The following is a 15,358-nucleotide window of genomic DNA, read 5'->3' on the forward strand; positions in this document are numbered from 1 at the left end:
GGCGCGGATCACCCCTCGGTCATCGGTGCCGCCGGGAAGTAGCCGACCTCGGTGAAGAAGTCGACGTACCTGCCGAACAGTTGCTTGGTCACGGGCGGGCAGTGCACGCCGCTTCCCGCGAGCACCTCCAGCGTGTCGGTGATGTCCATCGGCGGGTAGAAACCGGAGCTGTCCGCGGTCAGCATCTCGAAGGCGTCGAGCAGCGGCACGAGCGCGTTGCCCCGGTCGGAGCGCACGAGCTCCAGCCAGGCGTCCCGGTCCAGTTCACCCAGCGGGTAGCCGAACGACCGCAGGTGCTCGGCGGCTTCGGCGAACGTCAGCTCGCTCGGGTTGTAGAGGTGGAACGTCCGTCCCACCGCGCCCTCCCGGCCCGACATCGTGAGGATCGCCGCGCTGACGTAGTCCACGGGCATCAGGTGGACGGGCCCCACCATCCCCTCCGGGACCGCGCCGGCCTGCAGGATGCCCTTGAGGCTCAGCCAGACGAAGTCCCGTGTCTGGCAGGCTCCGTTGCGCTGGTCGCCGGAGATCACGTCGACGCGGTAGACCGAGACCGGCAGGCCTCGCTCCCGGGCCGTCCCGATGAGCTGCTCGCACACCCATTTGCTCTGGACGTATCCGGTGGGAAGTGACTCCGCCGGGCCTGTCGGCGCGTCCGGCGCGAGGGCGGCGCCACCGCTGTCGGTGCCCGAGAAGACTCCGGTCGTCGACACGTAGTGGACGGGCACCGAGCGGTGCCGGGCCGCGAGCCGCAGGACCTCGATCGTGCCGGAGACGTTGGCCGCCTTCAGGTCCTCGTACGGGTGCAGCCAGTTGACGGAGGCGCCGACGTGGTAGACCACGTCGGTCTCCCGGCTCAGCCGGTCGAACTCCCCCTCGTCGAGGCCGAGGAGAGGCCGTGCGAGGTCGCCGACGACGACGTCGATCCGGCTCTCGTCGATCTCCTCCGCGATGCGGTACCAGTCCAGGTTGGCGCGCAGCCGCTCCTGGGCATCGGCCTGGTCCGCGCCGCGGACGAGCACCCGCACGCGAGCGGTCGTCGTCACCAGCAGATCACGCAGGACGAAGGCGCCGAGGAAGCCGGTGGCCCCGGTCAGGAACACCATGGTGGGCTCCGTGGCGACGCGGGTGACGACGCCCTCGGGCCGTACGTCCTCGGGGAGTACGGTCTCGGCCGCGAAGTCCACGGCGTGCGCCGCACCTCCCTCGCCCTTGGCCCCGGCCCGGCCGGCGCCGCTCCCCGTCGTACCCTCCAGCAGGACCGTGCGGAGGTACTCCGCGAGCGCCACGGGGGTCGGGTGATCGAACACCAGCGTCGCGGGGAGCCTGCCGCCCACGACGTCGTCGAGCCGGTTGCGGAGTTCCACGGCGGTCAGCGAGTCGAAGCCGAGCGACGGGAACGGCTGGTCGCCGGCGATGCCCGCCGGGTCGGGGTGGCCGAGCACGGCACCGGCCTCGGCCCGGACGACCCCGAGGAGGTACGCGAGCTGCTCGGCCCCGGTCATCCCGCCCAGATCCCGGCCGGAGGCGGCGCCGGTGTCGGCGGCGTTCCGGGCGGTGCCACGGGTGGGGGCGCCCGCGAGCGCGGACAGCAGCAGCGGCGCCCGGCCGGGGTTCTCCCGCAGGGCGGCCACGTCCAGCGGGGTGCCGACGAGCGCCGGCAGCCCCTGCGCGAGGGCGGCGTCGAGGATCGCCGGTCCGCGCTCGGCGGTGACGGGCCGGAAGCCGGCCCGGGCGATGCGCCGGAGGTCGGCCTCGTCCAGGTCCCCGGTCATGCCGCCGGACTGCTCCCACAGGCCCCAGGCGACGGAGGTCGCCGGCAGGCCGCGGGCCGCGCGGTGCTCGGCGAGGCCGTCGAGGAAGGCGTTCGCCGCGGCGTACGGAGCCTGGCCGGCGCCGCCGATCACGCCCGCGAGGGAGGAGAACAGGACGAAGGCCGAGAGGTCGAGGCCTCGGGTCAGCTCGTGCAGGTTCCAGGCGGCGTCGGCCTTCGGGCGCAGCACCGCGTCCAGTCGCTCCGGCGTCTGGTCCGCGATCAGACCGTCGTCCAGGACACCGGCCATGTGGACGACGCCGGTCAGCGGGCGGTCCGCCGGGATGTCGGCGAGGACCCGTGCGAGCGCCTCCCGGTCGGCGGCGTCGGCGGCGGCGATCGTCACCCGGGCGCCGAGCCGCTTCAGCTCCTCGCTCAACTCCCTTGCACCGTCCGCCTTTTCACCGCGCCGGCTGGTGAGGAGGAGGTCCCTCACCCCGTGGCGGGTCACCAGGTGCCGCGCGAACAGCGCGCCGAGCGAGCCGGTGCCGCCGGTGATCAGGACCGTACCGTCGGGGTTCCAGGACCCCGAGGGCCGAGCGTCCACCGCGGCCGCCACCCGGCGCATCCTGGGCCGGAGCACCTGACCGTCGCGGAGCGCCAGCTGCGCCTCGCCGACGCCCGCCGCCGACAGCAGCGGAAGGACGGCGTCGGAGGCCGGGGAGCCGTCGGTGTCGACGAGCACGACGCGCCCGGGGTGCTCGGACTGGGCCGAGCGCACCAGCCCCCAGACGGCGGACGCCGCGAGGTCGGTCACGTCCTCGGTACGGGTCGCGACCGCACCCCGGGTGAGGACCACGAGCCGGGTCCCGGCGAGCCGGTCGTCGGCCAGCCACTCCTGGACCAGGGCGAGCGCATGGCGCGCGGCCCGGTGGACCGAGCCGGGCAGGATCCCGCCCTGGGCTCCCCCCGCGGGGGCGAGCACGGCGAGGAGCGGCTGCCCGTCGCCGGTCCGTGCGGCCTCCCCGGCGGCCGGGACGTCGGGCAGGCGCCGGGCGCCCGGCAGGAGGGCGTCGAGCGGGGGCGTACGGGCACCGAGCACGCCCCAGGTCGCGGTCGCGTCCTGGGCGCCGGCGAGGCCGACGGGTGCCCAGGCGACCTCGAAGAGGGCGTCGTGCTCGCGCGCCCCGGCGGCGACGCGGGTCCCGGCGGAGCCGAAGCCGAGCGAGGCGATCGAGGCGACGGGCCGGCCCGTCGCGTCGGCGAGGTACGCGGCGAGGGTGCCGTCACCGGCGGGCGTCAGGCGTACGCGGACGAGGGAGGCACCGGTGGCGTGCAGCCGCACACCCCGCCACGCGACGACGAGCCGCCCGGACCGGGATCCGGAGACCTCGGCGGAAACCTCGGCGGAGACCTCGGGGGAGACCTCGGGGGCGGTCTTGGCGACGCGCTCGGCCGCGATCTCGGAGGCGGTCGTGGCGACTCCCCCGGCAGAGCTCTCGGCGGTTGTCTCGGCTGCGGTCTCGGCGCCAGTCTCGCCGGCCGTCCCGGCGGCAGGGCCCTCACCGGCGCCCTCGTGCGGGGCGGTCGGCGCCGCCGCCGTCGGCTCGGCCGCCGGCCGCGCCGTGGCCGTGAGCGGTGCCGCGTGCAGGGCCGCGTCCAGCAGGGCGGGGTGCAGGCCGAAGTCCCCGGGCAGGGCACGGTTCCGGCCCGCTTCCGGCAGACACACCTCGGCGTACAGGTCCTCCCCGAGCCGCCATGCGGCGCTCACGCCCCGGAAGCCGGGGCCGTAGGCCTGCCCGTCGCCGGCGAGCCGTTCGTAGGCACCGTCCAGATCGAGCGCGGTCGCGCCCTCCGGCGGCCAGCTCGCCAGCTCGAAGTCCGGCTCGGAGGCCTCCACGCCGACCCGGCCGCGCCCGGCGAGCGACCACGTGACGTCACCGGCCTCGGGCCGGGTGTGGACCGTGACCGTACGCCGTCCCCGCTCGTCCGCCGCGCCCACGCCGACCTGCACCCGCAGCCCGGCGCCGACGTCCAGCCTCGGCAGCGCCTCGACGGAGAACTCGTCGAGGACCGTGGCGCCGAACTCGTCGCCGGCCCGCACCACCAGTTCCACGAGGGCGGCGGGCGGCAGGACGGCCGCCCCGTCCACGACGTGGTCGGCGAGCCAGGGGTGGGAGTGCCGGGTGATCCGGCTGCTGAAGAGCGCCTCGTCGCCGTGCGAACCGTGCGCTCCCTGCGATCCGTACGGTCCGTGCGGTCCGTTCCCGCCGTTGGGCGCCGCGACGGTGACGGCGGCGCCGAGGAGGGGGTGGCCGACGGCGTCCAGGCCCAGGCCCACGGCGTCCGTGGCGGCCGAGACCGGCTCGTACCAGTAGCGCTCCTGCTGGAAGGCGTACGTCGGCAGGTCGACCCGGCGCGCCCCGGAGCCCTCGAAGACGGCGTCCCAGTCGGGGGCCGCGCCCCGCACGTACGCCTCGCCCGCCGAGGTCCAGAACCGCTCCTGGCCGCCCTCGTCGCGCCGCAGGGTGCCGACCACGGTGGCGGCGCGCCCGGCGTCCTCGGCGATGTCCTGGACCCCGGTCACGAGGACCGGATGGGCGCTCGCCTCCACGAACGTGCCGTAACCCTGGCCGAGGAGGGCCCGGACGGCCCGCTCCAGCTCGACGGTCTGCCGAAGGTTGCGGTACCAGTAGCCGGCGTCCAGCTCGGGCCCCTCGACCCAGCCCCCGGTCACGGTGGACAGCATCGGGATCTCGGCCTGACGTGGAGTCACATCAGCGAGGAGAGTGGTCAGTTCGTCCTGGAGCAGTTCCACGTACGCCGAGTGCGAGGCGTAGTCGACGGGGACGCGACGCGCCCGTATCCCGTCGGTCCGGGCCTCCGCGAGGAACTCGTCCAGCGCGTCGTTCTCGCCGGAGACGACCACCGAGCGCGGTCCGTTGACGGCGGCGAGCTGGATCCCGCCCTCCCACGGCACTATCCGCTCGCGGACCTCCGCCGCGGGCAGGGCCACGGACACCATGCCCCCGAGACCGGCGAGGACCCGGCCGATCGCCTGGCTGCGCAGCGCCACGACACGCGCGCCGTCCTGGAGGGTCAGCACCCCGGCCACGGTGGCCGCCGCTATCTCGCCCTGGGAGTGTCCGGCCACGGCCTCGGGGCGCACGCCCCGGGAACGCCACAGCTCGGCGAGGGACACCATCACGGCCCACAGGACGGGCTGGACGACGTCGACGCGGTCCAGGCCGGGGGCGCCGTCGGCGCCGCGCAGCACGTCCTGGAGCGACCAGTCGGTGAACTCGGCCAGGGCCTCGGCGCAGGCGTCGATCCGCTCCGCGAACGCCGGGGAGGTGTCCATGAGGTCGACGGCCATGCCGGCCCACTGCGAGCCCTGGCCGGGGAACAGGAACACGGTCTTGCCGGAGCGGCCCGCGCTCCCCGTCACCAGGCCCGCGGCGGGTTCGCCGTCGGCGAGGGCGTCGAGTCGCGCCAGCCGGGCTTCCCGGTCGACGCCGACGATCGACGCCCGCTCGGGAAGTGCGGCCCGGGTCGTCGCGAGGGAGAACGCCACGTCCTGGTCGGTGAGTTCGGGCCGCTCGGCGAGGTGCGCCGCGAGGCGCCGCGCCTGCTCGCGCAGTGCGGGACGGGACTTGGCGGACAGCACCCAGGGCACGGCCTGTCCGCCCTCCGCCTGCTCGGGGGCGGTGGTCTCCTCGGGCACCTCTTCGAGGATGACGTGGGCGTTGGTGCCGCTGACTCCGAAGGACGAGACCGCCGCGCGGCGCGGTCGGTCGAGCTCGGGCCAGGCCTGCTCCTCGGTGAGGAGTTCGACGGCGCCGGCACGCCAGTCGACCACGGGGGTGGGCTCGTCGACGTGGAGCGTCCTCGGCATGGTGCCGTGGCGCATGGCCTGGATCATCTTGATGACGCCGCCGACGCCGGCCGCGGCGACCGTGTGCCCGATGTTCGACTTGAGCGAGCCGAGCCGCAGCGGACGGTCGGCGGGACGGCCCTGTCCGTACGTGGCGAGGAGCGCCTGTGCCTCGATCGGGTCGCCGAGCTTGGTCGCGGTGCCGTGCGCCTCGACGATGTCCACGTCCGCGGTCGTCAGTCCGGCGTCGGCGAGCGCGCCCTTGATGACCCGTTCCTGGGAGGGGCCGTTGGGGGCGGTCAGGCCGTTGGAGGCGCCGTCCTGGTTGACGGCGGATCCCCGGATCACCGCGAGGACGCGGTGCCCGTTCCGGCGCGCGTCGGACAGCTTCTCCACCAGGACCAGGCCGACGCCCTCGGACCAGCCGGTGCCGGCGGCCGAGGCCGCGAAGGAGCGGCAACGGCCGTCGGCGGACAGCCCGTTCTGACGGGAGAAGTCGACGAAGCCGCCGGGGTGGCCGTTGACCGTCACACCGCCGGCGACCGCGAGCGCCGACTCGCCGGAGCGCACGGACTGCACGGCGAGGTGCAGCGCGACCAGCGAGGACGAGCAGGCGGTGTCGAGCGAGACGGCCGGGCCCTCGAAGCCGAACGAGTAGGCGATGCGGCCGGAGGCCACACTGCCCAGCTTGCTCGTCATCAGGTACCCCTCGAACTCCTCGGGGCCGTCGAGGTCGAGGTAGCTCTGCTCGACGATGCCGGCGAAGACACCGGTGCTGCTGCCCCGGAGGGACGTCGGGTCGATGCCGGCGTCCTCGAAGAGCTCCCAGGCCGTCTCCAGGAGCACCCGGTGCTGGGGGTCCATGGCGAGCGCCTCGCGCGGCGAGATCCCGAAGAAGCCCGCGTCGAAGCGGGTCGCGCCCTCCAGGAAGCCGCCTTCCTTGGTGTACGTACGGCCGGGCAGCCCGGGCTCGGGGTCGTACAGGGTCTCGACGTCCCAGCCGCGGTCGGCGGGCCACTCGGTGATGGCGTCACGCCCCTCGGCCACGAGCTTCCACAGGTCGTCCGGGGAGGCGACGCCGCCCGGGTAGCGGCAGGCCATCCCGACGATGGCGACGGGCTCGGACGCCGCCGACTCCAGCTCGGCGAGCCGCCGGCGGGTCTTCTGCAGGTCCACGGTGACGCGTTTGAGGTAGTCGACGAGCTTTTCTTCGTTGTTCATGGTCTTGCGGTCTCCCAGATCAGTGGGGTCGTCGGAGAGGCGGGCGAAGGGGCGCGATGGCGGCGCGACGACGGGCGGCGCGGCCACCGCGCCGGAGGTCGGCGGTCTGCGGTCTGCGGTCTGCCGGTTCAGTCGGCCGACGGGTCCAACTCGCCGTCGATGAGGGCGAAGAGGTCGTCGGTGGTCGCGTCCGCGAGCCGGGCGGCCAGGTCGTCGTCGTCCTCCGGGATGCCGGCCAGTGAAGTCAGGTCGGGCGTGCCGCCCGGCCACCCCTCGCCGGTGAGCTGGACCAGGAGTCCCTGGAGCCGCGCCGCGACGGTCGCGCGGAGCGCCCCGTCGCCGGCCATGTCCGGCAGCGCCGATTCCAGGTGGTCGAGGCCGGCCAGGGTCGAGCGGACGCTCGCCTCCTCCCGTACGGCCGCGAGGTGGACGAGCAGGTGGTCGGTGAGTGCGTCGGGCGTCGGGTGGTCGAAGACCAGCGTCGCGGGAAGTTCGACACCGATGGCCCTGCCGAGCCGGTTGCGCAGGTCGACAGCGATCAGCGAGTCGAAGCCGAGGTCCTGGAAGGCCCGCTCGGGCTCGATGGCGAACGGGTCGAAGTGACCGAGGACAGCGGCCACTTCACCCCTGACGAGATCGAGCAGCGCCACACGCCGTGCTTCCCGGGGCATGGCCGCGAGGAGCTCGGCGAACGGCTCGGTGGCTCCCGAAGCGGCAGCCCCGGCAGTCGCGCTCCCGGTGACAGCGCCCTCGGTGGCGGCGGTCTCGATGACGCGCCGGACCGGTCCGGCCGGGGTTCCGTCCCCCGCCCCGACGGCCTGCCCGTCCCCTGCCGACGGGTCCACCGAAGCGAACTCCTCCAGCGGCACCTCCCGGTAGCCGAGGGACTCCACCGTGAGCACCGGGCGGCCCGCCGAGTCCGTGAGCCGGACGGCGGCGGTCAGCTTCCCGGTCTCCGCGAGGAGGACATGGGCAGCGGCCGCGCCGGTGGCATGGAGTCGGACACCCCGCCACTCGGCCGGCACGAGCACGGCCCCGGCGCGGGTCGGGAAGGGGTGCCCGAGGACGGCGGCGTCGAGGAGGGCCGGATGCAGCCCGAACCGCGTTACGTCCGAAAGGAGTTCCTCGGGGACCCGCACCTCGGGTGCGTTCCGTACGGCCTCCTCGGCGCCGGAATCCGGCGACGCGAAGGCGCCCTCCTCGCCCCTGTCGCCCCCTGCCGCGGCGAGAAGCCCCTCGGCGTGGAGGGTCCAGGCAGCGCCCGGACGGTCGAGGCGCGCGTGAACGGCCAGGGAACGCCGACCGGACGCGTCCGGGGCCCCCACCCGCACCTGGGTCTCGACCGCGCCCTCGCGGGGTATCGCGAGCGGGGCCCGCAGGGACAGTTCGTCCAGCACGGTCGCGCCGGTCGCGTCACCCGCTCGTACGGCCATGTCGACGAGCGCGGAGGCGGACAGGACGACGGTGTCCCGCACCGCGTGTCCGGCCAGCCAGGGGTGGGTGGCGAGGGAGACACGACCGCTGAGCACACTCTCCCCGGAGCCCGCGAGTGCGACGGGCGCGCCGAGGAACGGGTGGCCTCCCGGGTCCGCCTCGGAGCCGCCGGCCCCGGAACCCGTCGCCCCGGAGCCCGCCGCCCCGGACCTCGCGGGCCCGGACTCCAGCCAGTGGCGCCGGTGCCGGAAGGAGTACGTGGGCAGGTCGATGTGCGGGTGGTCGCCACCGTCTCCGTAGTACGCCGACCAGTCGACCGGCACGCCACGGGTGTGGAGCAGACCCAGGGCGGCGAGCAGGGTCTCGGCCTCGGGCCGCCCCCGGCGCAGCGCCGGCACCGCCGTCATCGCCGCCGCGGCGCCCTTCGGCCGTACGCCGTCGGTCATCGCGGTCAGGGCGCCGTCGGGCCCCAGTTCCAGCAGCGTGGTGACGCCCAGTTCGGCGAGTGTCGCGACGGCGTCGCCGTACCGGACCGCGCCCCGGACCTGGTTCGTCCAGTACGCGGCGGTGCGCAGGTCGTCTCCGTCGGCGAGCCGGCCGGTCAGCGTCGACACCACGGGTATGCGCGGTTCGTGGTACGTGAGTCCCTCCGCGACCTGCTGGAAGGCGTCGAGCATGCCGTCCATGTGCGGCGAGTGGAAAGCGTGACTGACCGTCAGGAAGCGCGGCCGGTGGCCGAGTTCCTCCAGACGTCCGGCGATCTCGGCCACCGCGTCGGCGTCACCCGAGATCACGACGGACGCGGGACCGTTGACGGCCGCGATCCCCACCTGGTGCTCGCGCCCCGCGAGCAGCCCGGCGACCTCGTCCTCGTCGGCGCGTACCGCGAGCATCGCTCCGCCTCCAGGCAGGGCCTGCATGAGGCGGGCCCTGGACGCCACGAGGAGGCAGGCGTCCTTGAGGGAGAGCACGCCGGCGACGTGGGCCGCGGCGAGTTCGCCGATGGAGTGCCCGGCGACGAAGTCCGGCGTGACACCCCAGGACTCCAACAACCGGAAGAGCGCCACCTCGACCGCGAACAGGGCGGGCTGCGTGTAGCCGGTCAGGTCCAGCTCGTCACCAGCCGCGATCACCTCCCGCACCGGACGGGCCAGATGACCGTCCAGCTCCTCCGCCACCGCGTCGAAGGCCCGCGCAAAGGCGGGGAAGGACTCGTAGAGCCCCTGCCCCATCCCGACCCGCTGCGCACCCTGCCCCGTGAAGACGAACCCGGTGCGGGCGGACTCCCTGGCGGTGCCTCGTACGACACCGGGTCCCTCGGCGCCCGCCGCGAGGGCACGCAGACCGGCAACGATCGCCTCGCGGTCGCCGCCGACGACCACGGCCCGGTGCTCGAAGGCCGAACGGCTCGTCGCCAGCGACCGGCCCACGTGCTCCACGGCTGCCGCATCGGACTCGGCGAAAGCGGCGAGGCGAGCCGCCTGCGCCTCCAGCGCCTCACCGGTCTTCCCCGAGAGCAGCCACGGCACGGCCGGGAGCGCGGCGACCGGTGCCACAGCGGCCTCGTCGTCACCCTCGGAGGCGGGTACGGGCTGCGGAGCCTCCTCGATGATGACGTGCGCATTGGTGCCGCTGATCCCGAAGGACGAGACCGCAGCTCGGCGCGGACGCCCGACCTCCGGCCACTGCCGCTCCTCCGTGAGAAGCGAGACCGCACCCGCCTCCCAATCCACATGCGGCGAGGGCTCGTCCACGTGAAGGGTCTTCGGCAGCACACCGTGACGCATGGACTCGATCATCTTGATGACGCCACCGACACCGGCGGCAGCCTGCGCGTGACCGATGTTCGACTTCAACGAGCCCAGATACAGCGGACGTTCATCCGCGCGGTCCTGGCCGTACGTCGCCAGCAGCGCCTGTGCCTCGATCGGGTCACCCAACCGCGTACCCGTACCGTGCGCCTCCACAGCATCCACATCCGACGCCGACAGACCCGCATTCGCCAACGCCTGACGAATCACCCGCTCCTGCGCCGGACCGTTCGGCGCCGTCAGACCATTCGACGCACCATCCTGATTCACCGCCGAACCACGCAGCACCGCAAGCACCCGATGCCCATTGCGCTCAGCGTCCGACAACCGCTCCACCAGGAGCAGACCCACGCCTTCCCCCCAGCCCGTACCGTCCGCGGCAGCCGCGAACGGCTTGCACCGGCCGTCGGTCGAGAGACCGCGCTGCCGCGAGAACTCGACGAACGTGAGGGGCGAGGACATGACGGTGACTCCGCCGGCGAGCGCGAGGTCGCACTCACCCCGCCGCAGCGCGTGCGCCGCCGTGTGGAGCGCCACCAGCGACGACGAGCACGCCGTGTCGACGGTGATCGCGGGCCCTTCGAGGCCGAGCGCGTACGAGACGCGGCCGGAGGCCACGCTGCCCGCGATGCCCGCCGCGAGGTAGCCCTCCAGGTCGTCCGGGATGTTCTGCGCACCGACGCCGTAGTCGTGGTACATGACGCCCGCGAACACGCCGGTCCGGCTGCCACGCAGGGTGGCGGGCACGATGCCGGCGTTCTCCACGGCCTCCCACGCGGTCTCCAGGAGGAGTCGCTGCTGCGGGTCGGTGGCGAGCGCCTCGCGCGGGGACATCCCGAAGAAGTCCGCGTCGAACCCGTCGGCCTCGTGGAGGAAGCCGCCGTGGCGGACGTACGACGTGCCGATCCGCTCGGGGTCGGGGTTGTAGAGGTTGTCGAGGTCCCAGCCGCGGTTGACCGGGAACTCGCTGATCGCGTCCGTCCCCTCGGCCACCAGCCGCCACAGGTCCTCCGGCGACGACACACCACCCGGATACCGGCACGCCATGCCCACGATCGCGATCGGATCGTCGGCGGTGGCGATGGCACCGGCTGAAGTGCCCCGCTCGGCCACGGCCTTCACCCGGTCGTCCACGTCGGAGAACTCTCCGAGGAGGTGGGTGGCGAGGGCGGCGGGAGAGGGGTGGTCGAAGACGAGAGTGGTGGGCAGGCGAAGCCCGGTGGCCGCGTTGAGACGGTTGCGCAGCTCCACAGCCGTCAGCGAATCGAAGCCCAGCTCCTGGAACGCCCGCTCCGCCTCCACCGCACCCTGATCCGTATGACCGAGTACGCCGGCGACCACGCCCCGCACCAGGTCCAGCAGCACACGCTCCCGCTCGGGTCGGTCCAGCCCGGCCAGGCGATCGGCCAGAGCCGAAGAACCACCCGCGGAGGCGGTGCCGGCTGCCGCCCGGCGCGGCGCCGCAGGCACCAGGCCCCGCAGCATCGCGGACAGCGACTCACTGCCCTGCGCCCGGAGAGCGGCGGTGTCCATCCGCGTCACCGCGAAGACAGCATCCGATACCCCCTCGGACGTGGCCGAGTCGAACAGCTCCATCGCGTCCTTCGACTCCAGCGGGAGCAGACCCGAGCGCGCCAGACGCCGGAGATCCGCCTCGCCCAGATGCCCCGACAGGGCACTGGACTCCGCCCACAGGCCCCACGCCAACGACACACCCGCAAGACCGGAAGCCCGCCGGTGCTCCATCAACGCATCCAGGAACGTGTTACCGGCCGCGTAATTCGCCTGACCGGCGGTTCCGAGAAGGCCCGCGAGCGAGGAGTACACGACGAACGCGTCGAGCTCCAGATCCTTCGTCAGCTCATGCAGGTTCCACACCGCATCCACCTTCGGACGCAACACCGCATCCAACCGATCCCGCGTCAGCGCCTCCACGGTCACGTCGTCCGACACACCCGCGGTGTGCACCACAGCCGACAGAGGACTCTCGGCGGGTATCGACGCCAGAACCTCCGCCAACGCGGCACGATCCGCCACGTCCACAGCCGCGAACACCACCTCGGCACCCTCAGCCGCCAACTCCTCGGCCAACTCCACAGCCCCCGGAGCCTCCGCACCACGCCGACTCACCAGAACCAGCCGACGCGCACCTCGCTCCTGCACGAGGTGGCGGGCCGCCACCGCACCCAGGGCACCTGTCGCACCGGTGACGAGGACCGTGCCCCGGCCCCAGTCCACGGACGGCTTGGCAGGTGCGACATCGGCGCGGACGAGACGGGGCACGAGCACCCGGCCACCCCGCACAGCGGCCTGGTCCTCACCCGACACCAAGGCGACAGCAACGTCCGCCTCCTCCTCCACATCGACCAGAACCACCCGCCCCGGGTGCTCCGCCTGGACCGAACGCACCAGACCCCACACACCCGCGTGCACAAGATCCGAGACCACACCCTCGACGCCCACAGCGCCCTGGGTCACGACCACCAGCCGGGACTCGGCCGACGACTCGTCCGCCAGGAACTCCTGGACCCGGGCCAGTACGTCCGCCACAGCGCCCCGAGCCGCCTCGGCGAGACCGCCCTCTGCACCGGAATCAGCGCCGGCACCGGCGCCGGGCGCGAGCCGTACGGTCACGACGTCGCCCGCAGGCCGCTCCCCGGCGCCCGCCGGAACCGGCCGCCACTCCACCCGGAACAACCCGTCGCGCGACGTCCCCGCCGCACGCAACGCCTCCCGCGACAACGGCCGCAGCACCAGCGAATCCACCGAGCCCACCGGCCCGCCCAGCCCATCGGCAAGGGTCAGGGAGACGGTGTCGGCTCCGGTCGTCGCGAGGCGGACCCGCAGGACGGAGGCTCCGGTGGCGTCGACGTTCACGCCGGACCAGGAGAACGGGAACCCTTCCTGTCCGACCTCGTCGGCGACGCCCGGAAGGAGCGAGTGGAGCGCCGCGTCGAGAAGCGCGGGATGCACAGCGAACAGACCCGCGTCCGCCCGCAGCCCCTCCTCCAGGGCGACCTCGGCGAAGAGCTCCCCTTGCCCCTTCCACAGGCGCCTCAGCCCCTGGAACGCGGCCCCGTACCCGTACCCACGCTCCACCAACCGGTCGTACACATCGCCCAGTTCCACCTCGGTCGCACCGGCCGGCGGCCACACCGCCAGGCCGCCACTCGCGCCCGACCCGGCCACCCGGGGCACCACCGAACCGCTCGCGTGCAGGACCCAGGCGCCCTCGCCCTCAAGACGCCCGTACACCTCCACGGCGCGACGGCCGGAGGACTCCTGTTCGCCCCCGACCACGACCTGCAGCTGCACACCGCCGCGCTCGGGAAGTACCAGCGGAGCAGCCAGCGTCAGCTCCTCGACCTGTCCCGCGCCGACCTGTTCTCCCGCCGCCAGGACGAGTTCCACGAAGGCGGTGCCGGGGAAGGGAAGGCTGTCGAGTACGGCGTGGTCGGCGAGCCACGGCTGCGTACGCAGCGAGACGCGGCTGGTGAAGAGGGTCTCCTCGGCCCCCGCCACGGTCACGGCGGCGCCGAGCAGCGGGTGCCCGACCGACCCGAGGCCGAGGGCCTCCGCGCCGGTCGCCGCGGTGCCGGGCTCCAGCCAGTAACGGTCGGTCCGGAAGGGGTACGTGGGCAGGTCGACCCGCCGGGCTCCGGTCCCCTCGTAGAACGCACTCCAGTCCACCGAGACGCCCCGGACGTGGAGCCGGCCGAGAGCGGTGATCAGGGTCCGGTCCTCGGGCCGGTCACGGCGCAGGACGGGGACGGCGGCCACGGCCTCGGCCGCGCCGCTCCCCTCGTCCGCGCCGCCCGGGCCGTCCGCGACGCCGTCGGAGCCGCCCAGGCCGTCGATCAAGCCCCCGGCCAGGGCCGTGAGCACACCGTCCGGGCCCAGCTCGACGAAGGTGGTGACACCCTCGTCGACGAGGGTGGCGACCGCGTCGGCGAAGCGCACGGTGCCCCGGACCTGGTCCGTCCAGTACGCGGCGGTGCGCAGGTCGTCGCCGGCGGCGAGCCGCCCGGTCAGGGTGGAGACGACGGTGATCCGCGGCGCGTCGAAGGTGAGCCGCGAAGCGGCCTCGCCGAACGCGTCGAGCATGCCGTCCATGTGCGGCGAGTGGAAGGCGTGGCTGACGGTGAGCTGCTTGGTCTTACGTCCCTGCTGCTCCAGTTCCGCGGCGATCTCGGCCACCGCGTCGCCGTCGCCCGAGACCACGACCGACGTGGGGCCGTTGAGGGCGGCGATGGCGGCCCGCTTCTCCCGGCCCGCGAGCAGCGCGACGACCTCCTCCTCGCTCGCCTGCACGGCGGTCATCGCACCGCCGCCGGGCAGGGCCTGCATCAGGCGCCCTCGCTCGGCGACCAGCGCGCAGGCGTCCTTGAGGGAGAGCACGCCGGCGACGTGGGCGGCGGCGAGTTCGCCGATGGAGTGCCCGGCGACGAAGTCCGGAGTGACACCCCAGGACTCCAACAGCCGGAAGAGCGCCACCTCGACCGCGAACAGGGCGGGCTGCGTGTAGCCGGTCAGGTCGAGCTCGTCACCAGCCGCGATCACCTCCCGTACCGGACGGGCCAGATGACCGTCCAGCTCCTCCGCCACCGCGTCGAAGGCCCGCGCGAAGGCGGGGAAGGACTCGTAGAGCCCCTGACCCATCCCGACCCGCTGCGCACCCTGCCCCGTGAAGAGGAACGCGGTCCTGCCGCTGCTCCGGACGCCCCGCACGGCGTCCGGAGCCGTCTCGCCTGCTGCCAACAGTCGTATCCCCGACAGCAGTTGCTCTCGGTCCTCCCCGGCCACCATCGCTCGGTGTTCGAGCGCGGAGCGGCTCACGGCGAGGGAGTAGCCCACGTCGACCGCGCCCGTCTCGCTCGGTTCGGCCGCGTCCAGCAAAGCCGTGAGACGCGCTGCCTGCTCCCGCAGCGCGTCGGCGCTCTTTCCGGAGAGCAGCCACGGCACGGCCGGGAGCGCGGCCGGGAGCGCGGCGACCGGCGCGACGACGGCCTCGTCGTCACCCTCGGAGGCGGGTACGGGCTGCGGCGCCTGCTCGATGATGACGTGCGCGTTCGTGCCGCCGAATCCGAAGGACGAGACCGCGGCCCGGCGCGGACGCCCGACCTCCGGCCACTCCCGCTCCTCCCTGAGGAGGGATACGGCACCCGCCTCCCAGTCCACGTGCGGCGAGGGCTCGTCCACGTGGAGGGTCTTCGGCAGCACACCGTGACGCATGGACTCGATCATCTTGATCACACCGCCGACACC

The 15,358-nt window shown here is 73.9% G+C and carries 2 protein-coding genes; both read right to left on the reverse strand.

The annotated features are described in order from the left end of the window. Positions 1-8 precede the first annotated feature (8 nt). Entirely contained in the window at positions 9-6,803 is a 6,795-nt protein-coding gene (locus SGA01_RS19020; protein ID WP_443098377.1) for a thioester reductase domain-containing protein, read from the reverse strand. Between the two features lie 173 nt (positions 6,804-6,976). Then, a partial coding sequence (locus tag SGA01_RS19025) for a type I polyketide synthase (protein ID WP_167534134.1) occupies positions 6,977-15,358 on the reverse strand: 8,382 nt, incomplete at its 5' end.

Origin of the sequence: Streptomyces gardneri (genome assembly GCF_006539185.1) — a bacterium.
Taxonomy (GTDB): domain Bacteria; phylum Actinomycetota; class Actinomycetes; order Streptomycetales; family Streptomycetaceae; genus Streptomyces; species Streptomyces gardneri.